Annotated in this window: 22 protein-coding genes and 1 pseudogene; 9 read left to right on the top strand and 14 right to left on the bottom strand. The window is 61.9% G+C overall.

The window, feature by feature from the left end; genetic code table 11:
- Positions 1-452: 452 nt before the first annotated feature.
- The 5 genes from ACYG97_RS19595 to ACYG97_RS19575 all read left to right on the top strand — a co-directional run bounded on the left by ACYG97_RS19595 (position 453) and on the right by ACYG97_RS19575 (position 5,157).
- Positions 453-908, top strand: a complete 456-nt coding sequence (locus ACYG97_RS19595; protein ID WP_050590421.1) for a hypothetical protein — start codon at positions 453-455, stop codon at positions 906-908.
- Positions 909-937: 29 nt separating this feature from the next.
- Positions 938-2,173 (top strand): hypothetical protein, encoded by a 1,236-nt coding sequence (locus ACYG97_RS19590; protein ID WP_023734584.1) that lies wholly within the window; start codon positions 938-940, stop codon positions 2,171-2,173.
- A 1,069-nt stretch (positions 2,174-3,242) separates the two neighbouring features.
- Entirely contained in the window at positions 3,243-3,395 is a 153-nt protein-coding gene (locus ACYG97_RS19585; RefSeq protein WP_023734583.1) for a hypothetical protein, read from the top strand.
- A 238-nt stretch (positions 3,396-3,633) separates the two neighbouring features.
- Positions 3,634-4,059, top strand: a complete 426-nt coding sequence (locus ACYG97_RS19580) for a hypothetical protein (RefSeq protein WP_156937235.1) — start codon at positions 3,634-3,636, stop codon at positions 4,057-4,059.
- Positions 4,060-4,269: 210 nt separating this feature from the next.
- Positions 4,270-5,157: a hypothetical protein gene (locus ACYG97_RS19575; protein ID WP_023734581.1), complete on the top strand. Its 888-nt coding sequence runs from the start codon at positions 4,270-4,272 to the stop codon at positions 5,155-5,157.
- A gap of 888 nt (positions 5,158-6,045) precedes the next feature.
- On the opposite strand, the gene ACYG97_RS19570 is transcribed toward ACYG97_RS19575, so the two are convergent.
- The 4 genes from ACYG97_RS19570 to ACYG97_RS19555 all read right to left on the bottom strand — a co-directional run bounded on the left by ACYG97_RS19570 (position 6,046) and on the right by ACYG97_RS19555 (position 10,665).
- Entirely contained in the window at positions 6,046-6,621 is a 576-nt protein-coding gene (locus ACYG97_RS19570) for a cation transporter (protein WP_023673757.1), read from the bottom strand.
- A gap of 133 nt (positions 6,622-6,754) precedes the next feature.
- Entirely contained in the window at positions 6,755-7,906 is a 1,152-nt protein-coding gene (locus ACYG97_RS19565; protein WP_023734579.1) for a YncE family protein, read from the bottom strand.
- Between the two features lie 75 nt (positions 7,907-7,981).
- Positions 7,982-9,262, bottom strand: coding sequence for a GNAT family N-acetyltransferase (locus ACYG97_RS19560; RefSeq protein WP_023734578.1), 1,281 nt, complete (start codon positions 9,260-9,262; stop codon positions 7,982-7,984).
- A complete protein-coding gene (locus ACYG97_RS19555) occupies positions 9,262-10,665 on the bottom strand; it encodes a lipopolysaccharide biosynthesis protein (protein ID WP_023734577.1) in 1,404 nt (467 codons plus the stop codon). Before ACYG97_RS19555 ends, ACYG97_RS19560 begins: the two co-directional genes overlap by 1 nt.
- 185 nt (positions 10,666-10,850) lie before the next feature.
- Here ACYG97_RS19555 and ACYG97_RS19550 point away from each other — a divergent pair.
- A pseudogene (locus ACYG97_RS19550) lies at positions 10,851-11,070 on the top strand (IS1595 family transposase); the annotation flags it as partial.
- Here the strand turns inward: ACYG97_RS19550 and ACYG97_RS19545 are convergent.
- The 6 genes from ACYG97_RS19545 to ACYG97_RS19520 all read right to left on the bottom strand — a co-directional run bounded on the left by ACYG97_RS19545 (position 11,067) and on the right by ACYG97_RS19520 (position 14,294).
- Positions 11,067-11,294, bottom strand: coding sequence for a hypothetical protein (locus ACYG97_RS19545; protein ID WP_023734576.1), 228 nt, complete (start codon positions 11,292-11,294; stop codon positions 11,067-11,069). The pseudogene ACYG97_RS19550 and the gene ACYG97_RS19545 overlap by 4 nt on opposite strands.
- Positions 11,291-12,163, bottom strand: a complete 873-nt coding sequence (locus tag ACYG97_RS19540) for an SDH family Clp fold serine proteinase (RefSeq protein WP_023734575.1) — start codon at positions 12,161-12,163, stop codon at positions 11,291-11,293. The genes ACYG97_RS19545 and ACYG97_RS19540 overlap by 4 nt, the downstream gene beginning before the upstream one ends.
- A 308-nt stretch (positions 12,164-12,471) precedes the next feature.
- Positions 12,472-12,666, bottom strand: coding sequence for a hypothetical protein (locus ACYG97_RS19535; protein WP_023734574.1), 195 nt, complete (start codon positions 12,664-12,666; stop codon positions 12,472-12,474).
- Positions 12,667-13,078: 412 nt separating this feature from the next.
- The gene (locus tag ACYG97_RS19530; RefSeq protein ID WP_023694007.1) at positions 13,079-13,582 is read right to left on the bottom strand and encodes a hypothetical protein; all 504 of its coding nucleotides are present in this window, start codon (positions 13,580-13,582) and stop codon (positions 13,079-13,081) included.
- 156 nt (positions 13,583-13,738) lie between these two features.
- Positions 13,739-14,044 carry a hypothetical protein gene (locus ACYG97_RS19525; protein ID WP_084023795.1) on the bottom strand — a complete coding sequence of 102 codons (306 nt, stop codon included), beginning with the start codon at positions 14,042-14,044 and terminating at the stop codon, positions 13,739-13,741.
- On the bottom strand, positions 14,022-14,294 hold the full coding sequence (locus ACYG97_RS19520; protein ID WP_023673765.1) for a DUF4242 domain-containing protein: 273 nt from the start codon (positions 14,292-14,294) through the stop codon (positions 14,022-14,024). The genes ACYG97_RS19525 and ACYG97_RS19520 overlap by 23 nt, the downstream gene beginning before the upstream one ends.
- A gap of 244 nt (positions 14,295-14,538) precedes the next feature.
- Here ACYG97_RS19520 and ACYG97_RS19515 point away from each other — a divergent pair, with 244 nt between their 5' ends.
- Positions 14,539-17,127: a helix-turn-helix transcriptional regulator gene (locus ACYG97_RS19515; protein ID WP_031262462.1), complete on the top strand. Its 2,589-nt coding sequence runs from the start codon at positions 14,539-14,541 to the stop codon at positions 17,125-17,127.
- Positions 17,128-17,471: 344 nt separating this feature from the next.
- On the opposite strand, the gene ACYG97_RS19510 is transcribed toward ACYG97_RS19515, so the two are convergent.
- Both ACYG97_RS19510 and secA read right to left on the bottom strand, forming a co-directional pair.
- A complete protein-coding gene (locus ACYG97_RS19510; protein ID WP_460221604.1) occupies positions 17,472-18,554 on the bottom strand; it encodes a transposase in 1,083 nt (360 codons plus the stop codon).
- Between the two features lie 114 nt (positions 18,555-18,668).
- Complete coding sequence (gene secA / locus ACYG97_RS19505) at positions 18,669-21,401, bottom strand: preprotein translocase subunit SecA (RefSeq protein ID WP_023733660.1); 2,733 nt, start codon at positions 21,399-21,401, stop codon at positions 18,669-18,671.
- Between the two features lie 244 nt (positions 21,402-21,645).
- On the opposite strand from secA, the gene ACYG97_RS19500 reads away from it, so the two are divergent.
- Positions 21,646-22,566: a peptidylprolyl isomerase gene (locus ACYG97_RS19500; protein WP_023686683.1), complete on the top strand. Its 921-nt coding sequence runs from the start codon at positions 21,646-21,648 to the stop codon at positions 22,564-22,566.
- Between the two features lie 46 nt (positions 22,567-22,612).
- Here ACYG97_RS19500 and ACYG97_RS19495 read toward each other — a convergent pair whose 3' ends face one another.
- Together ACYG97_RS19495 and ACYG97_RS19490 are read right to left on the bottom strand one after the other, a co-directional pair.
- Positions 22,613-23,200, bottom strand: a complete 588-nt coding sequence (locus ACYG97_RS19495) for a TetR/AcrR family transcriptional regulator (RefSeq protein WP_023704295.1) — start codon at positions 23,198-23,200, stop codon at positions 22,613-22,615.
- Between the two features lie 139 nt (positions 23,201-23,339).
- Complete coding sequence (locus ACYG97_RS19490; protein WP_023733659.1) at positions 23,340-24,569, bottom strand: caspase family protein; 1,230 nt, start codon at positions 24,567-24,569, stop codon at positions 23,340-23,342.
- 169 nt (positions 24,570-24,738) lie between these two features.
- On the opposite strand from ACYG97_RS19490, the gene argJ reads away from it, so the two are divergent.
- Positions 24,739-25,980 carry a bifunctional glutamate N-acetyltransferase/amino-acid acetyltransferase ArgJ gene (argJ, locus tag ACYG97_RS19485; RefSeq protein WP_023733658.1) on the top strand — a complete coding sequence of 414 codons (1,242 nt, stop codon included), beginning with the start codon at positions 24,739-24,741 and terminating at the stop codon, positions 25,978-25,980.
- The last annotated feature ends 3 nt before the right edge of the window (positions 25,981-25,983 follow it).

Raw genomic sequence — 25,983 nt, 5'->3', positions numbered from 1 at the left:
AAGCGGACTTCGCATTCGGGACCGGCACTCTGCCGGACATGCGAGCACCGCATTTGCCGCCAATCCGGATTAGCCTCCGGAGCGGGAGCGGAACCAAGGGGGGAAACCCACAAGGTGGAACCGTGAACCGGGCAGGTCAGGGCGACACCCGGCGGCGACCAGACACCATCAAATCGTGGTCGGGGAAACTCGGCCTTTTTCAATTCATCCGTCCCTCTGTGCTTAGGGGCGGATACAAACATTAGGAGAAATGAATGAGAACATGTCGCGCTGCACATTGCGGCGCACCTACATCCTCCCGCTTCAGCCCACACTGTCGGCGCCACAAGAGCCGCCTACGGCGCCAGGGCGATGTCGAGCAGACTGCCATCAGGCGAAGCGAGCTTGCGCCCTACGTTGCCCGCGTCCAGGAGCGGATCGCGAAGAACGCCCACAGTCCCCTTTGGGGCCACTTGGACGAACGCTGGGCCGCACTGACAAGCTCGGCAAAGGACACGGCCAGCAACCGGGTCCAGAGCCAATACCAGCGACAAGCGGCGCATGAGGTGCTGAACCTCGATGCCGAGTGTTCCGCAAGGGACATAGCCGTCACTGCGATGGCGATGTTCATGTTCTGGAGCGAGAGACCAGAGCGGTTTCTATCCGACGCCGCCTTTCGCCTCCAACTCGTGAAGCGGGTGCGGGCGCTTTCCAGCAGGCACTCGGGCCTTCGCTACGACCATCGAACGGGCAAGCAAGAGCGCGTCTACCGGGAACTTAGTCCCAAGGCGGGAATGATTGTCGCTCGTGACCTTACCGCCGCCTTCGGAGGTGCGGGACTGCAACTCGCCGACCTCGAAAAACGTGATCGAGAAAGGAAACAAGTAATGACTGATGAGATCAACCAAGCCCTGCGGGATCTGGTGTGACAACCAACCTCGCAGCTCCAAGAGACCAAATGTTCCGCTTTGAGCTGGGCACGCGAGGCCTACTTCAGGAACTTGCGGATGACGTTGCGGCACTCGTTCTAGCCCATGAAAAACGCAGCGGCTCTCGCAAGCGGCAGAGGAGGCCGGGAGACGCAAAAGCGTTCAATAGTGCTGTAATGACAATCGTCGCCAATCTAGCTCATTACGCCCTGTTCCCGCCCGAGCAGGGCCGCATTACTCTGCCGCTGGGCCACCGTAGGCGGGCGTCGGCGGGCAGAGGGGTTGACGGCTTCGGCAAGGCCCTCTCGGCCCTCCTTGGGACACTCGAAGCTGTCGGGGTGGCGGCAGTGATAAAGCCGCAGGAGGCCGGGTACGCCACTACAATCGCTCCTACGGCCGCGTTTACCGGCGAGGTAAATTCGAGGGGTATCGGCGGCCTGGACTTCGTGAGAAAGACGGACCTTCCGGCGCTCGTCCTGACACAGAAGGACCAGTGGGGCCGACGCGAGCCCGTGGTTGTCCCCAACACGGACGAGGCCGCATCGAAGCAGGCACAGGTGCGGAGGTTCAACGAGCGGCTTGCGGTCGCCGACGTGGCCTATGTCGGGAACCAGCCAACCGACATCCACGACCGGAAGCTGGTTAGGCGGTTCACGTTGCCCCGAGGTGCGAAGACGCCAGAGCTTAGATACAGCGGCCGTCTCTTCGGGGGCTTCTGGCAACAAATGAGGAGGACAGAGCGGAGGCACATTAGGATTGGCGGAGAGCGGATCGGGGAACTCGACTATCGCCAAATGTTCCCTCGGCTTGCTTATGCGAGGATCGGCGCTTCTCCACCCGAGGGAAGCCCGTACGAATTGCCCGGGATGGAAGAGTTCACGTACGAGGAAAAGAAGGCTGTGAAGAGCGCCTTCAATGCTTTCCTCTTCAAGGCCACCACGATGCGCAAGTGGCACCCAGACATAGAGCATGGATTGCCGCAAGGTTGGACGGTGGGTCGTTTCAAGCAGGCGTTATTGAAGAAGCATCCTCGGCTGGCCCCGGTTCTCAACCGAGGGATAGGCTATGAGCTGATGTACGCGGAGAGTGAAATCCTCTGCGGAGTTCTGGAGAGGACGCTGGATCGGGGCGATGCCGCCCTGCCCCTGCACGATGCGGTCCTGATACCAGCCACTCGCATCTCCCATGCCAAGGAGATAATGATGGAGGAGGCATTTCGTGTAGCTGGGGCTCGGATAGACGTAGCTATGAAGTCTCACTCTTAGGTGTCCCGATGTAGGGGGGAGAAGTGTCCTTCCCCCCACTCTCTATACCTCCACCCCCCCCACTTATCTTCCATTGTGGGACCCGTAAGGTTGTACGTCGTCAGAAAAGGCCGTGAAGGCGATAGCCTCGAACTCACGGCGCCGGTGGCACCTTTTCTCCGCAAGGGTCCATGCCATCGGCACGCGCCTGCACTGTGATTTCGGTAGTCAACCCGAACACCGCGTTGTCAATGTAAAATGGTGGAATTACTTTTGGGATCGTCTTCCAACAGGGTCCCACGCCACTACCTATGTATCCAAGCTCGACTGAATAAATAGCTTGGCCATTGTTCTTAAACGTAACGAGCAGTCCCTTGCCACCATCCTGCGTCCACCAAAAAGCAGTCTGAGTGTATGAAAAAAACACTTTGCTCGTATCATTCCCGGAGCTGTCGTATGTACGAGTAGCTGAAAATTGCCAATTTCGATAACGCCTGGCGCTCTTCATATATAATTTCTTATATAATTCATAACGCAATATATCTCTGTTATTTACGATTTGGTCGAGCAATGGCGAATTAGAATTGTATTCTTTAATAAGTGTGGTTCCTGGAGGGGGCCTGCCGGATCCGGTAAACCCTGGAGGGTTCGACCGTTCTGTCAGCGGGAAGGTGACTTCAACAGCCGAGAGATTAAATTTCCGCGGCTTGGGTGGGCTACCAATCCCCCCAGATCTTTGAAGATCGGCAGCGATTGATGGGACTATCATTAGGGCCAAAGAACACAAGCTTAATACAAATCGCATCAAACTATCCCCACGGTTGGACGCTAGCTAATCTCACTTTTACACCCATTGTGCGGGTTCTGATAGGTCTGAAGCCTTGATCGGCTTTGATCCAGACCATCCCACCTACCTTCCGCCCCTACGTATTCGATACCGCCAAGTGCTACGCCGAGAAGGAAATGGACATTATCGGCGTAAAGCAGGAGACCGGAAAACCGGCGATGGGCTCATGGGTGGCAAACGTCAACTACATGGGCGGTGCCTTCGTGACATTCAAAGCCGACAAGCGGCAGGCCCTATGGGACCGTGCAAGGGAAGGCCGGCGCACCGCCGCCGAATGGGCTCGCCAAAGAGAAGGCCGAATGGCTCAAGCCGGGATTGGTAGGGCGGGTCAAGTTCCTCAAGGGCGAGGAGAAGCTTCGCCATGCGTCGCTGAAGGACTTTCGCGAGGAAGATTGAGAGCGTGACAGTCTCTTGACTGCTTGAAGGCGTTACGTCACCCTTTGCATTGTGCCTTGAGAGAAGCGGCCTTGGCACTTTTTTGGATAAGCCGCGTCATAACCGACGACGGGTGAGCCCTTACGTCGAAGAGAAGTAAGAAGCAGCAAGGCTGCCCGACATAACTCCTTACTCAACAATCCGGCTCGCCGCCCGCATCACGGGCGTTTGCGGCCTCAAGAAGGAATTGGAGAAGGTCATGACAGCCGAACGATTGAGAGTTCGCGATGCCGGCGGTGAAGGCTATGAAGTCCTCGATTACGACGGACAGCCCATCGCCATTTGCGCTACCATAGTCCATGCGGCGCAGTATGTGCGCGGTCTAGCAGCGCGTTTCTGGCTCGACTGGACCCTTAACCCGGCAACAAGCAGTGTCTCCGCCAGCTTCCTCGGCTCCGATAGCGTTGGCCGCATCCAGCGCGACAAGTCGAGGGGGCAGCGAGAGGGCGCTTGGCGCTGGTCGATCTCGACCAACGACAATCGGTGGCGCAACGACGAGGGTCCGCGCGGCCATGAGCATGGCAAGGACTTAGCTGTGGTCCGGCTAGAGCACGAGTTTACATGCTACCTAGCCAACACGCCCTACGGCCATTCACCTTACGCACGAGCCAAGGGTCTGGAATAACCATCGCGACCCGAACCATCGAACGACACGGCATCGTCGGCGGTTCGCTCTTGGTGCAAGTCCTACATGGCAGGCAGGCTCAAGCATGCCGAAGCAAGTCGGCAACCACTCTCGACGATGGGTTCTGCGCGGAAACTTTCTTGTTTTGCCCCAACTTCGCCGGACTGTACTAACGTTCCGTCGGCTGGTATTTCGTTCAAAGGGGGATCAATGAGAAGTTTGACTGTCCTTTGTTGCTTTGTGCTCGGCGCCACGGCAGTGGCAACCTCCGCTCTTGCGGATGAACGCTGCCGTGGGAAGACCCCGCAAGATTTCAAGAAGGAGGCTTACGACTTCTCGACAAATTCCTCGGTCGACAAGCACGGCAAGATAGTCAGGTATTCAGTCTGCGTCGTAAACAATAGCCAAGACGGCTGGCTTCGCATTAGCTGGTTCATCCCTCTACTGGCAGATCGTTGGGTGCCTCCCGGCGATGTAGTGAACCAAATTCGATATTCTGCCGACCCTGCTGACCGCCCCGTGTTGGGATGTATCAAATACGGCAACCTCAAGGACAAGGTCGTTTCACAATTCTTGGGCGATGCAAGTGACGAGCAAAAGAGCGGAATGTCCAACGAAGCTAGCTGTCGCCAAGAAGCAGGGATCGAGGCGCCGCCGACCGACACGATCGAACTGCCCCCAGACGGTGTGACCGACGCTACCCGTTTGTACGTTCCGTCCGATTTCGCCGACCCGACCAATTCGATGCTAGCCGTTGACATATCATATGGTGTCAAACCGAACCCGGACGGAAATGGGTACACAAGCTACTTCGGATATACCGCCAATCCTGTCGTTGCTGGTTCAAAGGCGGACGCCGAACAAATTCGCGTGCGCCCCAAGTTTTCGGCAGGAGCAGACGCACTGTCCGCCGCATTTCGAGATCAAGTGTCAAAGGACCACGTTTCCCTCGCCAAATCCGGAGGGTTTCAGTTTTCAATCTTGGGCTCAACACAGTGGTCAGTCCAACCCGCGTTCTATGAATTCGTAGACAAGGACGACAATGTGTTGAGCAGCTTCTCCATACCGCTATTCGCACCGGCAGACCGACGCCAATGACAAGGCTATTGCCGTACGCGTATGTGTTTCCGTCAGTGCTCGTAACCGGCTTAGAGAGCTGGCAACAGATATTCCGTAGAAGCTGGTTCGCGCCTCCCGGCGCGGAGCCCGGACTTTATAGCACGGCACTATTTCTCGGCGTCCTTTTGAGTTTCGGGATCGTGGCGATATGGGTCCACCGTGGCATCCGCTTTATTGGTATCATCTCCGGCATTGCGACTTTCGTCGTGGTGCTATCCCTGATGGGCTGCGGGGGCCTTCTTCACTATCTGCGAGAGCCGTGGAACCCTGTCATAACCTCATGGCTCGAATGGAGCTGGAGTATGTGTGCCTTGACGGCCATGGTGAGCATTTCCGCCACGGTGACGCTCATAGCAATGTTGATTGGGGCAGGTGTGCGGCAGTCAGGAACACCCGGCTGACAGCCGTATGACTTTAGGTTGGCCATCCGCCGGGCAGGCCGCTAGGCGCCAGCGAAGCTCCGCTTTGAGGGGGGAACTAAACGCCCCGTATGCGGCGCGAATGCGGCTCGTCGCGTCGGGCCAAGTCTTGACGGGAGGTACACCAAGAGGCTACCAAGAGGTACACCGAGCCATCGGTGCTTCGGCGGAAAGCCTCTCGCAACTATTTGTATTTCAAGGCTAAAGCGCGGTTGAAAGTGCTAGTTAGAAATCCCCCGCCGTCCCGGCTAGGGGCACCATTTTTGATCTCATGCTAGTTCGCTTCGCTCATGGGCTCCGATGGGGCGGCCTGACCGGCCGACGGGCGGTCGCCCTTGCGAACCCTCCGGGTTCGAACAGTGCCTTGAACACAGAGCCAACCGCGGCTGCTGCGAATGACAGCGATAGCGCCAATCAGCGGCGGCCGGTAGCCCAGCTCTACGTGCTCTCAGGCCGCCGCACGGTGTTCTTCACGGGCAGCTTCCCACACTTCGCGGGCCGCGTCGGCGTTCATGACCGCGATCCCCAATCCCACCGCCAAATCGGGCCACGCGGAATGCCAGAGCAAGGCCGTGACCAACCCTGCGGCAATAATGGCGATGTTGGCCAAGGCGTCGTTGCGGGCCGACAGGAAGGCCGCCTTTGTGAGGCTGCCGCCACGATGCCGGTGCGCGGCCAGCATGTAGGCACAGGACAGGTTGACGGCGAGAGCGCCAAGTCCCGCCAAGGTCAAGGCGATAGGCTGCGGCGGCACCGGCACGTTGAACTTTTCCCAAGCCGTCCAGAGCGTTGCCAGACCCGGCATGAGAAGGATGAGCGCCAATGCCATCCCCACCCGCGCACGGGAGCGCACAGACCAGCCAAGTGCGAGCAGGATGAGGAGGTTCACGGAAGCATCTTCAAGAAAGTCGATGCTGTCGGCGAACAGGGACACTGATCCAATGGCGAGCGCCACAGCGAACTCGATCCCGAAATAGGCAAGATTGAGAAGCGCGACGATGAGGACGATGCGGCGGAGGTTCATCTTCTGGCGGTATCCGAAACCAGTGTGTGGAGCTACAGCTTCGCGGTGTCCAAGGAAAGCCCCTGCTCGTTCCGGGCCGACGAGCGGTCGCCCTTTGCGACCCCTTGCGTTCGAGCGCGCCTCGAACGCGGACTTAGCGCATATTTCCCGTATGGCCTTGGGAATACCGTCCCGGTTGCGGCCACACCGTCAGGCCGTGCGGCTCAGAGCCAACCCGAAACTTGGTCACGGCGCCTGTTGTCGTGTCGATCATGTAGGCGGCACTGTCGAAGCGGCCGGACAGCCATAGTTGTTTGCCGTCGGCGCTGACGTTGCCCATGTCGGGGCTGCCGCCGCCGGGGATCGGCCATTGCGTGACGACCGCGCGGGTAGCGAAGTCGATCACCGTCACGCTGCCCGGTCCCTTTGCCTTGCCCTGCTCCATCTTGTGCGAGCCCCGGTTCGAGACATAGAGCCGCTTGCCGTCGCGGCTGACGACGAAGCCATGGGCGCCGATGCCGGTCGGGATGAAGCCGATTTCCTTGAAACTGTCGCCATCGACGAGGAACACGCCGTCATTCATCATGTCGGCGACGTAAAAAACCTTGCCGTCGGGCGAGAGGCGGATGTCCTGCGGCATGCCCATTTTCGAGAAGTCGAGATGGCCAAGCACCTTCTGGTTCTTCAGGTCGATCTTCGCCAATCCGCCATTGCCGTATTCGCAGGTGAAGATCGCGTAGGCCCCGTCGACCGAGAATTCGGCGTGGTTGATGCCGGGGCAAGTGGGCGTCGGCAGGCTCGACATTAGCGCCATGGTGTGAGGATCGCGGAAATCGAGCCGCTCCAGGGCTTCGTCGACGACGATGGCCGCGCCCGGCATGAAATACAAATTGTAGGGATCGTCCACGGCGATCTGCGGGCCGGGCTTGCCGGTCATCGGGTCGATCGGCGTCAGGCTGCCGTTCTTGCCGGTGCCATTGTTGGCGACCCAGAGCGTCTTCAGGTCCCAGGACGGCACGACGTGCTGCGGTTTGCTGCCGACCGGGAACCTGTCGACTTCCTTGAGTGTCATGGTGTCGATCACCGTGACGCTGTTGGAGGAGCGGTTCGGCACATAGACGCGCGGCAGTGCACCCAGCGTGGCCGGGCTGAGATGGCTGGCGGCGGTGTGGCTGTAGATGTTGATGGACGGCGCGGGCTCGCTGCAATCCTCGGGACAGCTATCGGCCCAGGCGCGGACAGGCAGCAGCGCAAGCAGCAAAAAGGCCGCACGGGGACCGGCGTGACGCAAAAAGGTTCTGATCATCAGGATGGCTTGTCGTGAAGGCCGGCCGAAATTGCCGCCGGAGCCATAGCTGGTGTCTTGCCGTTGATCCAGTGGCTATCGCCGTCCCAGCAAACTCTTCACGCGGTTGCGCAGCAGACGGGCCATGTTGCGGGTCTCGCGGTAGAGATGCAGCTGCGAGGCGGCCTGGCGGGCGAGGCGGTCGGCATCCGGCGTCAGTCCGATCACCAGCGAGCCCATCGGCTTGCGCTCGCTCCACAGCCGGCTCATCACCGGGTGGTCGGGCACGGCGCAGGAATCCGTCATCATGATGTTGGGGTCGTCGAGATGCTGCCTGGTCACCTCGATCATCAGCAGCGTGCCCGGCGAATAGGTCGCCAGCGTCTCGTCATAGGCGGTCTTCCAGGTGTAGGCGACGCCGGCCTCGACGAAGACGACCAGGCAGGCGATCGTGCGGCCGTCCAGCGTCAGCGAATGGATGCGGCACATGTCGTGCTCGGCCAGCCGGTGCACGGCTTCGCGGGCAAAGGCGGCGCGGTAGCGGTCGATGGCCATGGCGGTGCGCTCGCGGCCCTTCCAGCCGGCCGCCTCCAGCGTCAGGAAACTTTCGATGGCGTGGCGGATTTCGTCCGGTCCCCGCGCCACGACATGCTCCAGCCTGCCGAGATCCCCCAGGCGCCGTTTCAGGCGGCGGAATTCGCGGTAGTGGTGCGCGCGCAGCGATGCTTTCAAATAGGCTTCGCCGTCGAGGGTGCTTTCGAGCACCGGCCGGTCCGCCTTGCCGGTGGTGACCATTGTCAGGCCGCGCGTCTCGGCAACGGTGGCCAGCACGCTGGCCAATGGGCCGTCGAGGCGCATGTCGGGCAGCACGAAGACCTTCGGCAGCTTGAGATGCGGCCGAGACAGCATGCCGAAGAAATCCTCGACGACGCCGATCGGGTCGTCGTGGTCGACCAGCGGTGTGCCGATCGGGCCGAACGGGCTCGACCAGGTGCGCATCACCGGAACGCCGAGCGGCACGGCCGGCCTTTCGACCGAGAACGGCACCAGCAGGCGCAGCCGGTTGCGGTATTCGTCGCCGTCGCGGATCACCGCCAGCTTGACCTCGCGATCTTCCAGCCGGGGCATGGCCGGCGCCAGAAAGCGCGGGTTGAAGAAGACGTTGGGCTCGATCGTGCGGGTGCAGAGAAAGTCGAGTTCCTCGACCAGTTCGAAGCCGGCCGAAGCCGGATAGATCGCCAGCTTGCGCAGCGGCCGGTTGTTGGCGAGGATCTCGAGATGCGCCGGATCGGCGTCGCGCGCCAGGCCGGCAAGGCCGGACACCATGGCGCCGGCCGGACCGCCGCTGGTTTCCTCGATCAGCGGGATGGCGGCCATCAGGCGGCTCCCTCGGCAGCGGGCACGAAGATCAGCATGACGATGCCGAGCTTGCGCCAGACGGTGAAGGACAGGGCGCTGGCCTCGAAGACCATGGCGAGGCTGGTGGCGATCGCCGCCCCCCACAGGCCGAAGAACGGGATCAGCACCACGTTGAGACCGATGTTGAAGGCCAGCGTCATGGCATAGACGGCGGCGCAGATGTTCTGGTTGCCGCTCATCGTCAGAAGGCTTTCGCACGGGCCGACGGCGGCGCGCGCCACGACGCCGAACACCAGCAGGAACAACAGCGGATAGCCGGCGGTGAATTCCGGGCCGAACAGAACCAGCATCGGTTCGCCGAGCGCCAGCACCAGCAGCGCCATCAGCAGCGACGGCCAGAACGTCCATGACACGGTCTCGCGGGCGAAGGCGGCGAGCTTTTCCGGTTCGCCATGGGTGAACTGCGCATAGCGCTGGGCAACGCCGGCCTTGACGGAGAAATAGACGAAATGCACCAGCGCCAGCGTCTTGACGGTGGCGAAATAGACGGCGACGTCGTTGGGCTGAAGATAGGCGCCGACCATCAGCACATCGGCGTTGGTGAGCAGGAAGAAGAAGCTCTCGACCAGGAAGATCGGCAGCGAGACGATGAACCACTCGGCGAAATGCACCTTCATCGGCCCGGCCGGGATATTCCTGCCCATGCGTGTGGTCACGCCGATGAGCTGGCCGAGCGTGGTGGCGTAGGTGGCGGCGATCGAAGCGAAGATCGCGGTCCTGGCGTCGGGCGCATAGCCCAGCGCCAGCATCAGCGCCATCAGCGCCAGGATCAGCACCGGCCGCACCAGATAGGTCGGCGACAATGCAAACAACGCCCAGGAATTGGCGCGTGACTGGCCTTGCAGCAGGTCGCCCATGGCGATCATCGGCAGGCAGAACAGGCCGAGGATGAAGGGCATCACATAGTAGCTCTCGATCCAGTTCGCGCACAGCCAGACGCCCAGCGCGCCAAGTCCGGCGATCGCGGTCGAGGCAATCAGCACGAACACGCGGCTGGCGACCACGATGCCGCGCAGCTCGGCCAGCATGTTGCGTTCGCGGTATTCGGGGATGAAGCGGATGACCGAGGTGTGGAAGCCCAGGCAGGCGAGGTTGCCGACGATGACCATCGTCACCCAGACGAGGACGAAGATGCCGTATTCGAACGAGCCCATCCAGCGCGCCATCAGCACCTGGCTGATGAAGGCGATAACGGCGCTGACGATGCGGATGGCAAAGGCGATCAGCGACATGCGCCCGGCTTCGCCGCGCTCGTCGGCGGTGAACAGCACCGCATCGATGCGGCCAAGCAGCGGCCCCATGCGCAGCGCCAAGCGCTGCGGCAAGAACCGCCCGGCCGTCGTCGCCGCGGAAAAGCGCACCCCGATGTCTCTCCGTTTTCCGCCTGTTTCCAAGGTTTCGATGTAGCGGAGACACATTAAGAAAGGGTGGGCGGGTGAGCTCCCTTCTCCCCGTCACCATACGGGGAGAAGGTGCCGGCAGGCAGACGAGGGGCGGCGCGGGCTCGCGACTCGCATCAACCACTCGGAGAGCTCGAGGGCCACGGCAGCATACCAACATGGTCGAGCTATTTCAGCCGGATGGTCGCCGGTCAGCACCACCACGTTTCGCGCCGCTACCTTTACCAGTACGACAATCATGCCGCTTGGGTTGAAGATGGCCCTCGCCGGTCGAATGGCAACAATGCGCATGCCCTACTTGGTGGCGCGCTCAATCACTCCGTAAACCGCGTGTGGGCTGGATACTGGCAGCGCTCGACCGCCTAGACCGCAGCCTCCAAAACCAACTCTGTCTTGGCGTTGGCAACGCAAAAACCTCCCATCGCATCGAGTGGGAGGACATAGACCTCGGGCTGGATGGATGAGAACTGGTCAGCAAGCGCTAGTGCGTCTAGCACCTCCTTGCTAAGAGTAACCGCGCGCCGAACTTTCTCTTTGTTAAGGTCACCTTGCACTTTTTTCACTTTTTCGGTCAGCTTTTCAGACATCATGGAGCCTCCGTTAGATGACTATGCAAGTAGAAAGGGAATTTCTGCTGATCTGTATATGCAGTCAAAAGATCATTGTATCCGCGTATCGCAGGCGCAAGGTCGGCATCGTCGGAATAATCATCGATTTCAAGTCGTAGAAGTTTTAGCTTATCAACATCCAACGCTCGGCCATGCGAATGCCATTTCTTGTGATTAGCAAGCTGCTTGGCTATCGCTTCAGCCCGTTCGATTTTCTCAGCTCTCGTCACTTTGGCGCCGGCATTAGTAGTCCGATGAGTCTTCCAGTCTTTGAATTTATACTTAACTAGCCATGTCTTGAGCAGGTCGATCGACAAATCCCTAGCCTGTTCAAACAGTGCCAATTTGGCCAAGTCAAGGCCTCGAAGGAACACAACGTCCGCCGGCGACAATTGTTTCTTACTTACTATCTCTTCGACCTTATCAAGATAGCCCAAAGCAGCTACAAACCCGCTCCCGTCCGGAAGCATGACTTGTGGATCAATTGGCCCAAGCGACGAAGAATAATCCATATATATCTTGTCACCAGACATACAGAAGATTGTCCCTGCTGACATCGCAAGGTCTGGAACAATAAAGTTCACCAACTTATAATGTTTCCGGACCACAGAAACCATTCTCTCAACCGTTTGGGCTGACCCGCCGGGAGTTCGCAGAACAATAGAGAGCGTCTTCTCTTTGCGTTTTGAGGTTTTTGCTACCTCTTCAATAAAATTCCGGAAGACACGGAAGTACGCCGGCTGAATTTGCCCGTAAAATGCAACAACGTCGGACTTGAGGTGCTCCTCAAGCTCGGCGGCCTTACCGTTAATGTGATGCAGAATTGTGTGGTCCAGATCGTGCGGGTTCATTGAACCAGCTCCGCTGTGACCCTCTGGCAGACCATCATCCCGACCCTTCTCTCGCTGGTTTTCCCAGCCGAGAGCCCCCTTATACCCCACAGATTCGGAGTGTAAGTGTTTCGTGACGTTTCCACAATATACCGAAGTGAAATGAACCCACTACAATTAATGGTCTTCGAAGTGCTGCCGGTGGCCCTGTCACCCTCATAGTAGAAGCGCACCACCTAGCGGCCTCGTTACAGGCCGTTTGCCTTCCGTCTTCGCCGCACTTTCGCGGTATTGACGCACTGCCTGACCCGCTCGAAAAGCGACGGTTCTCAGCCTTTCATCGTTACAATGCGCTGGGCCGTTTCCTTGTTGGCCTTGCTGGGCTGGCGTCGAAATGGCGTGATCTGCGCCGGGTCGCCCTCGTAGCCAAGGATCAGCAGCACCGCGTCTATGTACTGTAGCTGGTCAGCCAGGGTCGCACCGTTGAACCGGATTGCGCCGGATATTTCCGCGCGTTTCGCCACCAGCGTGTTGATGGCGTGTTCCTATCGGGTGGAGCGGACGAGGCCGAAATGGTGCGGCTGAAGGCGGCGTAGAAAAGGATACGCCAGCCCTGGGCCGGGGTGGCGTCGTTAGCAAACAGCAGTGAATCACCCAGGAAAATGAAAAACCCGCCTCGGCGGCGGGTTGTCGGCGCCAATCAGCACCATAGCCATAACCATAGCATAGTTGCGGTCACAACGCCACAAGGAAGATGGAAACGCGTACCGCTGGCGGTCGGCTCGGACATCTCGGGCTTGGCGACATCGGAGGCAAAACAAAAGGGCGAGCGAACGCCGGGGAAGACTGGGGAGCCGGTCGGCGTTTCGCTCGCCCCTCCCCCGCCAAGGGGGATGGCCAGGCACCGGGTGTCCGGTGCCAGAGGTTGTCGGAGCGTTACATCCCCTTCATTGCATCGCAGGACACGTTCGGGTTCATGTCGGCGAAGGCGCCGGTCGGGTTCTGTTTCCAGGCCCAGACATGCAATTCGTAGAACGGGCCGAGGCCGTAGCGGTTGGGGGCGCTGTTGAAGTTGAACAGCTGGCCTTCGAGCGAGGCCGGGCCTTTCGAGGTGATGTATTCGACCGCTATCAGCTTCAGGCTGCCGTCGGCCGTCGGCTCGTACATCACCGCTTCGGGCTTGGCGACATCGACGGCATCGTCCTTGAGATAGGCGCCGTTGACATAGTGGATGCCCATGGCGCCGCCGGTGATGCCGCTGGCGCAAGGGATGGGGGCATAGCCTTCGGCGGTGGCGGCTGCCACATTTTCGAAGCGGCTGTTGGCGGCGCGCACCTTTTCGGCCAGCGGATTGGCGTCGTGCGCCTGGGCGGCCGCACCCGCCGCGATCGAGATGGCGGCGAAAGCCGCGAAGCGTGTCGTCCAAAGAGTTATGGTCATGGTCTTCCGTCCGTTTGTTGACGCTTAAGGCGACGGCGGCCGATGCCGAAACGCCGGTGGCGTGGTTTAAGGATTGGGGACAGTTTTGTCCCTGCCGGCTGTGCGATGGATATGCCGCTTCGGTTGCCGAGCTTTGACCGCCGCGCTAAAAAAAAATCAACGATCCCAAAAGTAATATTGCCAATATTCCTGCGGGACGTCCCGCTCCGATAGCCCGATGTCGCGCCTCAGATAGTCGCCTTCCGGGGGCAAGCGCCGCCTTTCAGACAGATACGCAGGCAGCTTCGACGCGAACCGCCATAGACGGCCGAGCACGGAGGTTGGCCGGCCGGTCTTTCCCAGGACAGGCCCGATTCCACCGAGCGGCAGGCCATCAGGCAGTTCGCCATGGCCGCGAAGGACAGTTTGATGCTCATCATCGTGGCGACCGAACGCAGGATCAGAGGTAAAAGTAAGGGTCAAGAACCCGCACCTCCGTAATCTTGTCGACCGGCAGCGAGTTTTTCTGAGCGGTGCTGCGGATAGCTTCGGGCGTCGGCGCGTCGTAGATGCAGAAGCTGTGCTTCTTGTCGGGCGTGACGAAGGACTGGATCCAGGTGACGCCCTTTTCGGCATTGCGCATGACGACGCCGCCCACCGCGCTGGCGCCGATATCGGTCATCGGTATGTTGAGGCCGTCCGGAAATGTGCGTTCAATCAGGTAGCGAGGCATGGAAGGTTTCCTTTTCCATTGGTTCACGCTCGATCGGAGCGCTGCTGGACGTTGACCACGCCGGCCCGGGCCGCGCATCGGAACGATTCCCCATATTTGGCGGGACGATTCCCTATATTGGCGTCGTTCTTTGTGGAAAGAGGCACGGCAATGTGTGCAAAGTCACATTGCGGCGCTTTCTTCACGGGCTAATCGTGAGCGGCCCGCCATGGTGGGAAAACTCCGATCCTGTGAGACGATGACAATGATGCTTCTGGAACGGCAGATGCAGCTGCAGCAGCTGGAGACACTGCTTGGCGATGCAATACGCGGCCATGGCCGCATCGCCGTGCTGGCCGGGGAGGCCGGCGCCGGCAAGACGGCGCTTGTCGAGGCATTCGCGGCCCGTGTCGGAGAGAGCGCGGCGACGTTGCGCAGCGCTTGCGAGGACCTGTCGATCCCCGATCCGCTGGGGCCGCTTTACGATCTGGCCCGTGAGGCGCAATGGGCGCTGCCGCGCGCAATCGACGCCCGGCATGGGCAGAGACTGCCGCTGTTTTCCGATGCGCTCGACGCCTTTGCGGCCAAGGGACCGAGCCTGCTGGTGATCGAAGACCTGCACTGGGCCGACGATGCGACGCTCGATTTCGTGCGCTTCCTTGGCCGGCGTATCGCCAACACCCACATCCTGCTGTTGCTGACGGCGCGCACCGACCGCAGCGAGGGACAGATGCGGGTGCGCCGCGCCCTGGGCGAAATCCCGGCCGGCAGCGTGGCGCGCATCGACGTGCCGCTGCTCAGCCAGGCGGCCGTGCTGTCGCTCGCCGATGCGGCCGGACGCGATGGCGACGCCATCTACCGGGCGACCGCAGGCAATGCCTTCTTCGTCACCGAATTGTTGTGCGCCGAAAACGAAATGGCGCTGCCGGCAAGCGTGCGCGACGCCGTGCTGGCGCGGGCCGAGCGGCTGTCGGTTGGCGCCCGGGCCATGCTCGACGCGGTGTCGGTGTTCCCGCGCCGGGCCGACGCCTGGGCCCTGCAGGGCCTGTGCGGCGTCGCCAGCGCCGGCCAGCTGGCCGAGTGTGTTGCCAACGGCCTGCTCGACGATCTGGGCGACGGCTACGCCTTCCGCCACGACATCGCGCGACGCGCCATCGAAATGATGCTGACGACGTCGCACAGGCGGCAGTTCAACCAGCGTGCGCTGGCGGCACTGCTCGAAAATGGCGACGTCTCCACAGGCCGCCTGGTGCATCATGCGGTCGAGGCGCACAATCTGGCGGCGGTGCGCGAACTTGCGCCAATCGCCGCGCGCGAGGCGTCGCGCGTCGGCGCCCATCGCGATGCCGCCGGCTATTACGAGATCGCCTTGCAGCAGGCCGACAGCCTGCCGGTGATTGAGCGCGCTGCACTTTACGAAAGCCATGCGTTCGAGTGCCATCTCATCGGCAAGATCGACGACGCGCTTGCAGCGCAGGGCGAGGCGCGCCGGTTGCATCAGGCAGACGGCAACAGGCTGAAGGAGGGCGACAGCCTGAGATGGCTCTCCCGGCTGAGCGAAATGGCCGATGACCGCGAGGCGGCCGCCGCCTTCGGCGCCGAGGCGGTGGCGATGCTGGAAGCGGCTCCCGCCGGTCCCGAACTCGCCATGGCCTATTCGAACCTTTCGCATCTGGCGATGCTTTCGGAGAGGGTGGAGGACACGCTGTTCTATGGCGAGAAGGCAGCGGCGCTGGCTGCGCGCATGAACCGTCCCGACATCGCCTCGCATGCCCTCAACAATGTCGGCTGCGTCGAGCAGTGGCTCAATCCGGATGCCGGACGCCTGCGCCTCGACCAAAGCCTTGAGATTGCGCTCCAGGGCAATTTCCAGGAACATGCCGCGCGCGCGTTCACCAACCGCGCCTGTTTCGAGATCACGCAGATGAGCTACGACGCAGCGCGTCCGGTGCTCGAGAGCGGCATCCACTATTGCACCGAAAACGACCTCGGCACCTGGCGCGACTATCTCAGGGGCATGCTGGCCGATGTGCAGCTGCGTCAGGGCCAATGGGATGAGGCCGCCGCGACGGCAAGCGATGTCATCGACAATGAGCGGACAACCACCGTGGGCCGGTTTCCGGCGCTGCTGGCCCTGGCGAAACTGCGCCTGAGGCGCGGCGATCCCTCGGCCGAGCCGCTGTTTGCCGAAGTGGCGCGCCTGGTCGGAAGCGGCGGCGACCTGCAGATGCTGAGCTCCTACGCGGCCCTCATGGCGGAGCAGGCGTGGTTGGGGCTGCCTGACAGGCAAGAGGCGCTGGCGCTGATCACCCGCGCCGAAACGCCGGTGCGCTCGCGTGCCCATGTCGGTGAGCTGGCTCTGTGGCGGACATTGCTGGCTCCGGACACGCCGGCTGTCGACACTGCCGATATGGCGACACCATACCGGCTGCTTCTGACCGGCGACTGGCGTTCGGCTTCGGCACTCTGGGCCGAATTGAATGCGCCATACGAGCGCGGACTGGCGCTCATCCTCGGCGACGACGAGGGGCAGCGGCTGGCATTGGATATTTTCGACGGCCTGGGGGCAAGGCCGGCAGCCCAGCGCCTGCGCGATATCATGCGCAAGAACGGCGTTGGCGGCATCGCCCGCGGCCCGCGCCGCTCGACGCGCGCCAACCTCGCCGGCCTCACCTTGCGCCAGATGCAGGTGCTGCAGCTGATCGAACGCGGCCTGTCAAACAAGCGGATCGCCGAGCAATTGACGATTTCGCCAAAGACGGTCGATCATCATGTCTCGGCGGTGCTGGGCAAGCTGGATGCGGTGTCGCGCGGCGAGGCGACAGCGACCGCGCGCGATTCGGGGTTGTTGTGAGGTTTTGACGAACGCCAGGGTTGGCGATCCGTCACACCCCCCTCTGTCCTGCCGGACATCTCCCCCTCAAGGGGGGAGATTGGCCGTCATCTAGGCTTTCGCCAATTGTCGGCGTTGAAGAGAAGCGAGGCGCCGCAACTGCTGATCTCCCCCCTTGAGGGCATAGGCGCTAAGATAGCTTTGGCATGGACTGAAACTTGCGTTTCGTGGTGGTTCGCGCCAGCGATATCGCAAGGCATGGAGATTTTGGCGCAGGGCCGCCAAGGAAGGTTGAGTAAAGATGGTCGCGATCAGAGAGGCGACGATCTGGCGGGTTGCGCGCCACAGCAGCGGGCGCCCGTCGCTCAAGGGGGAGAGACACCCAACTCCTGCGAGAGGGGTTCGGTCACAAGCGCGATGAGGAAGTGTGCAAGGATCCAAGGCCTTGCGATCCTTGGGTCTTTGGCGGGAGGAGAGCGCAGCCCGATCAGGCTCTTCAGGCGCTTGAAGGCGAGCTCGATGCGCCAGCGCATGCGGTAGAGCTTGAGGACCGTATCGGCGGGAAACTCCTCCCGGTCAAGCGAGGTCACAAGCAGGACGAAGCCGGCCGCAATCAGCGTCTGCGGTTGAACCTTGTTGCCCTTGGCCCTGGCTTCCTTGTTGATTTTGCGCCGCGCTTCTTGTGCCGCGGTCTCGGATTTGCGCAAGGCGATCAGGCGCATATTCACAGGCTCGCCCTTCTTGAGTGCCAGCCGGGCAGGCGTTTCGCAGACTTCCTCCCGGCAGCTCTCCAGGTAGCCGATGAGATCGAACGCCCTGCCGTTGGCGTCGAGCCATCGCGCGTTTTTCCACGACGCGCGCACAACAACATCGCCGCCTTGCGCCATCACCTTTGCGATCCGCTCGGCCTGCAGATAGGCGCGGTCACCGATGCGGATCTCGCCCGGCACCACCGGCACGCGGTCGATCAACTCGGCCTCGCTCTGATCGGTGATCTCGATGAAGTCGAACTGCTCGCGCTCAAGCTCGAAGGCGCAGTGCATGCGCCAAAGACCATTGTTCTTCTTCTCATACGCACCGGCCTTGGCAACCGCTGTCGCATCGAGGATGCGAACCAGTCGGCCTTTGGCCAAACCTGCATCCTCGCGCTTCAAAAGGTGCCCAATCAACTGCTGCAGCCATGGTCCTGCATTGCGCAGCCGGCCAAGCAACGCCACGTCCGAAATGTCGGCAATCCCGCTCGCCGCCGCCCAGGCCACGACGCCTCGCATGCCAACCTTGCCAAGGCAGTAAGCCAGTGTCAGGCGCAACAGGTCGCTCGCCGACCTGACGCCGCGCGGGCGCAGGAACGCCTTCGTCTCGCGGGCACTTGCTGCGATCAACTCTTCGCCGCCCAGAAGCTCAATCGTCTCGGCCCAGCCGTCATCAACAAGCGATTCGTGTGTCATCGCAGTGTAGAATCACACCCGATTCCGCAGGGCAATACCTATCTTAGCGCCTATGCCCTTGAGGGGGAGATGGCCGGCAGGCCAGAGGGGGGTGCTGTCCCGCCGACCTAATGATCAAGCAAACGCGCCGTGGCAGTGCTTGTATTTCTTGCCGGAGCCGCAGGGGCAGGCTTCGTTGCGGCCGATCTTGCCCCAGCTCGCCTGGTTGTTCGGATCGCGGTCTTCTGGAGCGACGATGGCGTTGCTCTCCTGGCGGACCAGAAGTGCGGTCTCGCCACCCTCGAAATCGTCCTCGCCCGTGGTGCCGTCAATGTGGCTGCCGAACATTTCAGGCGCTTCGGGCGGCGGCGCTTCGGCGGCCTGGCGGACCAGTTCGACGCGCATCAATTGCGCGGTGACGGCCTGGCGCAGATTGCCGAGCAGCGCCTGGAACAGCTCGAACGCCTCGCTCTTGTATTCCTGCAGCGGGTCGCGCTGGGCGTAGCCGCGGAAGCCGACGACCGAACGCAGATGGTCGAGGTTGACGATGTGCTCGCGCCACAGATGATCGAGCGTCTGCAGCACCACCGAGCGTTCGACATAGCTCATCACGTCGGGGCCGAAGCGCTCGGCGCGCTCCTTGGCGGCGGCGTCGGCGGCCTTGGTCAGGCGCTCGCGGATGTCGTCCTCGGCAATGCCTTCTTCCTTGACCCAGTCCTCGACCGGCAGGTCGAGATTGAGGAATTCGGCGACCTCGGCCTTGAGGCCGGCGACGTTCCACTGCTCGGCATAGGCGTTTTCGGGGATGTTCTTGGTGACGATCTCCTCGATGACGCCTTCGCGCATCTCGGCGATCGTCTCGGACAGGCCTTCGCCGTCCATCAATTCGATGCGCTGCTCGAACACCACCTTGCGCTGGTCGTTCGAGACGTCGTCGTATTTCAACAGGTTCTTGCGGATGTCGAAGTTGCGCGCTTCGACCTTCTTCTGCGCCTTTTCCAGCGCCTTGTTGATCCACGGATGGATGATGGCCTCGTCTTCCTTGAGGCCAAGCTTCTGCAGCATGCCGTCCATGCGCTCGGAGCCGAAGATGCGCATCAGATCGTCCTGCAGCGACAGGAAGAATTTCGAACGGCCGGGGTCGCCCTGGCGGCCGGAGCGGCCGCGGAGCTGGTTGTCGATGCGGCGCGATTCATGGCGCTCGGTGGCCAGCACGTAGAGGCCGCCGGCGGCCAGCGCCTTTTCCTTCAGGCGCTCGACATCGGCAATGATTTCCTTTTCGCGCGCCTCGCGCTCGGGACCAGCAGGCATGTCGCCCAGTTCGTCCTCGATGCGCATCTCGGCGTTGCCGCCGAGCTTGATGTCGGTGCCGCGTCCCGCCATGTTGGTGGCGATGGTGATGGCGCCGGGCTTGCCGGCCTGGGCGACGATGGCCGCTTCGCGCTCGTGATGGCGGGCGTTCAGCACTTCGAAATCCTTGAACCCTTCCTTGCGCAGGCGCTCGGCCAGTTGCTCGGATTTTTCAATGGAGGTGGTGCCGACCAGCGTCGGCTGGCCCTTGGCGCGCGCTTCCTTGATCTCCTTGACGATCGCCTTGTACTTCTCCTCGACCGTCCGGTAGACCTCGTCGTCCTCGTCCTTGCGGATGACCGGCAGATTGGTCGGGATCTCGGTGACTTCGAGGCCGTAAATGTTGCCGAACTCCTCGGCCTCGGTCAGCGCCGTGCCGGTCATGCCGGACAGCTTCTTGTAGAGGCGGAAATAGTTCTGGAAGGTGACGGAGGCCAGCGTCTGGTTTTCCGGCTGGATCGCCACATGCTCCTTGGCTTCGAGCGCCTGGTGCAGGCCTTCCGAATAGCGGCGTCCCGGCATCATGCGGCCGGTGAATTCGTCGATGATGACGATCTCGTCGTTGCGGACGATGTAGTCCTTGTCCTTCTGGAACAGCCGGTGCGCCTTCAGCGCGTTGTTGACGTGGTGGACGATGGCGACGTTCTCGACGTCATAGAGCGACTCGCCCTTGAGCAGGCCGGCCGCGCGCAGCAGGTTTTCCAGCTTCTCGGTGCCTTCCTCGGTGAAGATCGAGGTCTTCTGCTTCTCGTCGATCTCGTAGTCGGCCGGGCCGAGCTGCAGCATGAAGGCGTCGATGGTGTTGTACATTTCCGAACGGTCCTCGAGCGGACCGGAAATGATCAGCGGCGTGCGCGCCTCGTCGACCAGGATGGAATCGACTTCGTCGACGATCGCGTAATTGTGGCCGCGCTGCACCATCTGCGCGCGCTCATACTTCATGTTGTCGCGCAGATAGTCGAAGCCGAGCTCGTTGTTGGTGGCATAGGTAACGTCGGACGCATAGGCGACGCGGCGTTCCTCGTCGGACAGGCCATGGACGATGACGCCGACCGAAAGGCCGAGGAATTTGTAGACGCGGCCCATCCATTCGGAGTCGCGGGTGGCGAGATAGTCGTTGACGGTGACGACATGGACGCCCTTGCCGGCAAGCGCGTTGAGATAAACGGGCAGGGTGGCGACCAGGGTCTTGCCCTCGCCCGTGCGCATTTCGGCGATGCCGCCATTGTGCAGCACCATGCCGCCGATCAGCTGCACATCGAAGGGGCGCATGCCGAGCACGCGGCGGGATGCCTCGCGGACGGTGGCGAAGGCCGGCACCAGCAGGTCATCAAGCGTAGCGCCGTTGGCGATATCCTGGCGGAATTTTTCCGTGCGGGCCTGAAGCTCGGCGTCGGACAGCGCCCGCATCTCGTTTTCCATGGCGTTGATCGCCTCGACACGCGGCCGGGTCGATTTTACGCGACGATCGTTGGAGGAACCGAAAACCTTACGGGCGAGACCGCCGAGACTGACCATCCGATGGTCCTTTCGATAGAATTCTCAATTTTGAGATGAGCGCCGGCCGGCCCCATCAATTCCGCGTGAAACGCGGACAAACACAAAAAGCGCCCGGAAAACGGTTCTGGACGCAAAGTCGTTGGACAGATAAGAGGGGGCTCAACTGATGTCAACGCCGCGTTAGCCCTATGGGCAGCGCCAAATTCCGCCACAATCCGGCTGATCTGCAAGCCCTACCAATCCCCCCTTGGAGTTAATCTTGATGTCCTTACTGTTTCGCCGTGCGTCGCTCGCCAGCCTTGGCTTGGCTTTCGGCCTGTCGGCCCTGTCGCTGTCTCCGCTGATGGCCCAGGAAGCCGCTCCCGCCCCGGCCGATGCCGCAGCAGCACCGGCGGCAGCCCCCGTCGATCCGAACGCCGTCATCGCTACCGTCAATGGCCAGAAGCTGACCGAGGCGGACCTTGGGCTTGCCGAGGGCGAGCTGTCGCAGCAGTTCTCGCAGTTGCCACCCGAGCAGCGCCGCGCCGCCGCCCTTTCGGCGGCCATCGAAATCCGCGTCATGGCCGCCCAGGCGGTCGCTACCGGGCTCGACAAGGATCCCGAATTCCAGCGCCGCATGGCGTTCCTGCAGCAGCGCGCGCTGCATGGCGAGATGGTCGAGAAGGGCGTCGTCGACAAGGTTACCGATGCCGAGGTGCGCGCCCGCTACGACCAGGAAATCGCCAGCACGCCGCCGGTCAATGAGATTCATGCCCGTCACATCCTCGTGAAGACGAAGGAAGAGGCCGAGGCGATCATCAAGCAGCTCGATGGCGGTGCAGACTTCCAGAAGCTCGCCAACGAGCATACCAGCGATCCCTCGGGCAAGACCAATGGCGGTGATCTCGGCTGGTTCGGCCCGGGGCAGATGGTGCCGGAATTCGACAAGGCGGCAGTTGCGCTCGAAATCGGCAAATACACCAAGGAGCCGGTGCAAACGCAATTCGGCTGGCATGTCATCAAGCTCGAGGACAAGCGCACCAAACAGCCACCGGCCTTCGACGACGTCAAGGACCAGGCCAAGCAGGCGGTGATCCGCGACAAGTATTTCGCACTGGTCAAGCAGCTGCGCGGCGCCGCCAAGGTCGAAATCCCCGACGCCAATCTGAAGAAGGCCGTCGACACGATGGAAGCCGGCAAGTAAGGCCGGCACCGAAAAAACATGCAAAGGGCGCCGTTCGGCGCCCTTTTCAATTGCGGGAGATGCCTGACATCACATAGCGGACAGTGGCACGGATTGTCGCCTCATCTTCGTCCAGCCGGTTGGTCAAAAGGTGTTTCCAGGCATAGGAAGCGATGAGGTCGGCGACCAGCGCTGCGTCGACATCGGCCGCAACCTCGCCGCGCGCCTTGGCGCGCTCGATGATCCGAGCGGTGTGGGACACGCGCCCATCGGCATAGCCAGTCAGGGCCGCGGCCGCCGCTTCGTCCGACTGGGCCTCGGCGATCAGCGAGCGGAATACGCTGCCCGAGGATGTGTCGCGCCAATGCGCGAAGAGGTTCCTCAGGAAACCGACGAGGTCGTCTTCGAGACTGCCGGTATCGGGGACGTCGACACGCTTTTGCCGCTTGTAGACCTCTAACAGCAGGGCCGCCTTGCTCGGCCACCAGCGATAGATCGTGGGTTTGCCGGCGCGCGCCCGCCGCGCCACGGCCTCTATGGAGAAGCCGGCATAGCCGGCCTCGACCAGCACCGCCTCCGCGGCCTCGAGAATGGCCTCGGCGCTGTCTGGGTTGCGCCGCGCCCCGATCGATCTGCGCGCCGGATCCTCGCCCATGTCTGTCCTCGCCAACAATCTCGCCGGCAATCCTGGCCAACAATCTCGCCGACAATATAGGTGAGCTGGCAGGCAAACGAAACGGCCCGTTTCCAGCGCTTGTAGAAGCGGGTCTCACATTCGCCCTTCGCGGGGATTTTCAGTTCATCACTTGCGAGGTTTCCGAGTCGATCCGCCACTGGCCGTCGCTCTTCACCAGCCCAAGCGCGACTCGTGCCTTGCCGGTCATGCGCGCCGCCGATTTGTCTTTCGACATATAGTCGTAGCTCATCGCGAACACGGCTTCGGCGCGGTTCTCGCCCTGCGGCGTCACATTGAGGCTGCCGGGCTCGAGACTGAACGACCAGGATGCAAATTGCGCGAACCAGTCCGTCTTGAGCTTGACGACGGCGTCGCTGTCATAGCGCGTGCCGAAGATGGTGGCGGAAGGCGCATAGAGCCGCTTGACGGTCTCGCCGATCGCCGCGGCATCGGGCGCAAGATAGTCGTCGCGCAGGAATTTCTCGATTGCGGTCTTGTCGTCGCCTACAGACCGTTCGAGTGCCGCAACCGTTGTTTCGGGCGCCGGGGGGACGGCGGGCTTCGGCTGTGCAACCGTTTCGCCGCCGGGCACAAACTCAAACCGTTCGAGCAGCGAACCCTGTTCCCATGGGCGCTGTCCCTCGCGCGTTTCGGAGACCACGTCGCGGCGCACCGCGATCATCATGTCGTTGATGCTCTGGCCGGGCTCGGCCATGTGTCGCAGCAGGGCGGCGGCGAACGGCGAATTGCGCCCGGTGCCGTCCATGGCGACAGCGCCTGGCGCCGTCGAGAAGGCGATGAAGGAGCCACGCGTCGAATCGAACTGGGCCAGACCGGCAAGCGCCGTTGCCGAGCGCGTGGTGGCGGTGCGGCTCAGGCTGCGGGCAAAGGGATTGTTGCGGCAGGCATCGAGGAACACCAGGCTGACCTTGGTCTGCTGCTCCATGATGTCGAGGACTTCGTCGATCGGCACGGCTTCGAGCTGCAGCTTGACCGGCATGTCGAGCCGGGCGTCGACCGGGACGATGTAGTTGCGCCCTTCGACCTGCAGGCCGTGGCCGGCATAATAGAACAGCCCGACCCCGGCGCCTTCCAGCGCATCGGAAAATTCGCCGATCCTGCGCTCGAGTTCGCGCTTGCCGAGATCGTTGCCCTCGATGACGTCGAAGCCGATCGAGCGCAGCTTGCCGGCAATATCGAGGGCATCGTTGACCGGATTGGTGAGCGTGCCGGCTTCGGCATAGGTGCCATTGCCGATGACCAGCGCCACGCGCCGTTCCGGCTGCGCATCGGCGCTCAGGAGCAAAAGCCCCATAAACGCCACCGCCAAGATCACCAGCCTGTCCATGGCCGATATCATAACGCCAGAGGCCCCGGTGACGCCAACGGATTTGAAATGCAAGCTTAATCCCTGGTGGCTTGCCGACAGCGGCGGCCAAGAAAACGCCCTTGCGCCGGGCCGTGCTATCGGGCAAACCGGCCTTCGCCTAGCGTTTTTCCGTCGCCCGAGGTCCCCAATGTCCGCAACGATTTCGCCGCTCGCGCCGAAGAAATATCCCAAAATGCCTGCCATTGAGGGCGTGCGCATCGCCACCGCAGAGGCCGGGATCAAGTACAAGAACCGTGCCGACCTCTTGGCCATGGTCTTCGATGCCGGCACAGCGGTTGCCGGCGTGTTCACGAAGTCGAAATGCCCCTCGGCGCCGGTCGACTTCTGCCGCGAGAACCTTGGCGCCGGCAAGGCGCGAGTGCTGGTGGTCAATTCCGGCAACGCCAACGCGTTCACCGGCAAGAAGGGCCGCGCCTCCACCCAACTGACCGGCGAGGCCGCGGCCAAGGCCGCAGGCTGCACGCCAGGCGAAGTGTTCCTCGCTTCTACCGGGGTAATCGGCGAGCCGCTCGACACCACCAAATTCAGCCATTTGCTGGCCGGACTGGTCAAGGACGGCAAGCCGGATCTGTGGACCGAGGCGGCAAAGGCCATCATGACAACCGACACCTATCCGAAAGTGGCGACAGCGACGGTCAAGCTCGGCGACACCGACGTCATCATCAATGGAATCTCCAAGGGCGCCGGCATGATCGCGCCCGATATGGCGACTATGCTGTCCTTCATCGCCACCGATGCGCCGATCGCCGCCCCCGTGCTGCAGGACTTGTTGTCGCGCGGCACCGCCAAGACCTTCAACGCCGTCACCGTCGACAGCGACACCTCGACCAGCGACACGCTGCTGTTGTTCGCCACCGGAGCCGCTGCCAAGCGCGGCGCGCCCGCCATCAGCGATCCCAAGGATGCGCGTCTCGGCGCGTTCCGCCGGGCGCTGGGCAAGGTGCTCAAATCGCTGGCGCTGCAGGTGGTGCGCGACGGCGAGGGCGCCCGCAAGCAGGTCGAAGTCACCGTTACCGGCGCCAAATCGGCGCGCTCGGCCAAGCGCATCGCGCTGTCCATCGCCAATTCGCCGCTGGTCAAGACGGCGGTTGCCGGCGAGGACGCCAATTGGGGCCGCGTCGTCATGGCCGTCGGCAAGGCCGGCGAGCCGGCCGATCGCGACCGGCTGTCGATCTGGTTCGGCGACAACCGTCTGGCGCATGAGGGCGAACGCGACCCGGGCTACTCCGAGGAAGCGACCTCGGCCTATATGAAGCGCGACGACATTCGCATCCGCGCCGATATCGGTATCGGCCGCGGCAAGGCGACGGTGTGGACCTGCGACCTCACCAAGGAATATGTCGCCATCAATGGCGATTACCGGAGCTGATGG

This window comes from Mesorhizobium sp. W067, assembly GCF_054719525.1.
This window is presented reverse-complemented; position numbering and strand designations above follow the sequence as displayed.

Bases quoted from the DNA above. Each gene is read 5' to 3' on its own strand.
- ACYG97_RS19520 (WP_023673765.1), bottom strand. From the start codon at position 14,294: ATGCCTCGCTACCTGATTGAACGCACATTTCCGGACGGCCTCAACATA.
- ACYG97_RS19545 (WP_023734576.1), bottom strand. From the start codon at position 11,294: ATGATGTCTGAAAAGCTGACCGAAAAAGTGAAAAAAGTGCAAGGTGAC.
- ACYG97_RS19500 (WP_023686683.1), top strand. From the start codon at position 21,646: ATGTCCTTACTGTTTCGCCGTGCGTCGCTCGCCAGCCTTGGCTTGGCT.
- argJ (WP_023733658.1), top strand. From the start codon at position 24,739: ATGTCCGCAACGATTTCGCCGCTCGCGCCGAAGAAATATCCCAAAATG.
- ACYG97_RS19575 (WP_023734581.1), top strand. From the start codon at position 4,270: ATGAGAAGTTTGACTGTCCTTTGTTGCTTTGTGCTCGGCGCCACGGCA.
- ACYG97_RS19580 (WP_156937235.1), top strand. From the start codon at position 3,634: ATGACAGCCGAACGATTGAGAGTTCGCGATGCCGGCGGTGAAGGCTAT.
- ACYG97_RS19570 (WP_023673757.1), bottom strand. From the start codon at position 6,621: ATGAACCTCCGCCGCATCGTCCTCATCGTCGCGCTTCTCAATCTTGCC.
- ACYG97_RS19565 (WP_023734579.1), bottom strand. From the start codon at position 7,906: ATGATCAGAACCTTTTTGCGTCACGCCGGTCCCCGTGCGGCCTTTTTG.
- ACYG97_RS19540 (WP_023734575.1), bottom strand. From the start codon at position 12,163: ATGAACCCGCACGATCTGGACCACACAATTCTGCATCACATTAACGGT.
- ACYG97_RS19530 (WP_023694007.1), bottom strand. From the start codon at position 13,582: ATGACCATAACTCTTTGGACGACACGCTTCGCGGCTTTCGCCGCCATC.
- ACYG97_RS19515 (WP_031262462.1), top strand. From the start codon at position 14,539: ATGATGCTTCTGGAACGGCAGATGCAGCTGCAGCAGCTGGAGACACTG.
- ACYG97_RS19495 (WP_023704295.1), bottom strand. From the start codon at position 23,200: ATGGGCGAGGATCCGGCGCGCAGATCGATCGGGGCGCGGCGCAACCCA.
- ACYG97_RS19490 (WP_023733659.1), bottom strand. From the start codon at position 24,569: ATGGACAGGCTGGTGATCTTGGCGGTGGCGTTTATGGGGCTTTTGCTC.
- ACYG97_RS19590 (WP_023734584.1), top strand. From the start codon at position 938: ATGTTCCGCTTTGAGCTGGGCACGCGAGGCCTACTTCAGGAACTTGCG.
- ACYG97_RS19510 (WP_460221604.1), bottom strand. From the start codon at position 18,554: ATGACACACGAATCGCTTGTTGATGACGGCTGGGCCGAGACGATTGAG.
- secA (WP_023733660.1), bottom strand. From the start codon at position 21,401: ATGGTCAGTCTCGGCGGTCTCGCCCGTAAGGTTTTCGGTTCCTCCAAC.
- ACYG97_RS19560 (WP_023734578.1), bottom strand. From the start codon at position 9,262: ATGGCCGCCATCCCGCTGATCGAGGAAACCAGCGGCGGTCCGGCCGGC.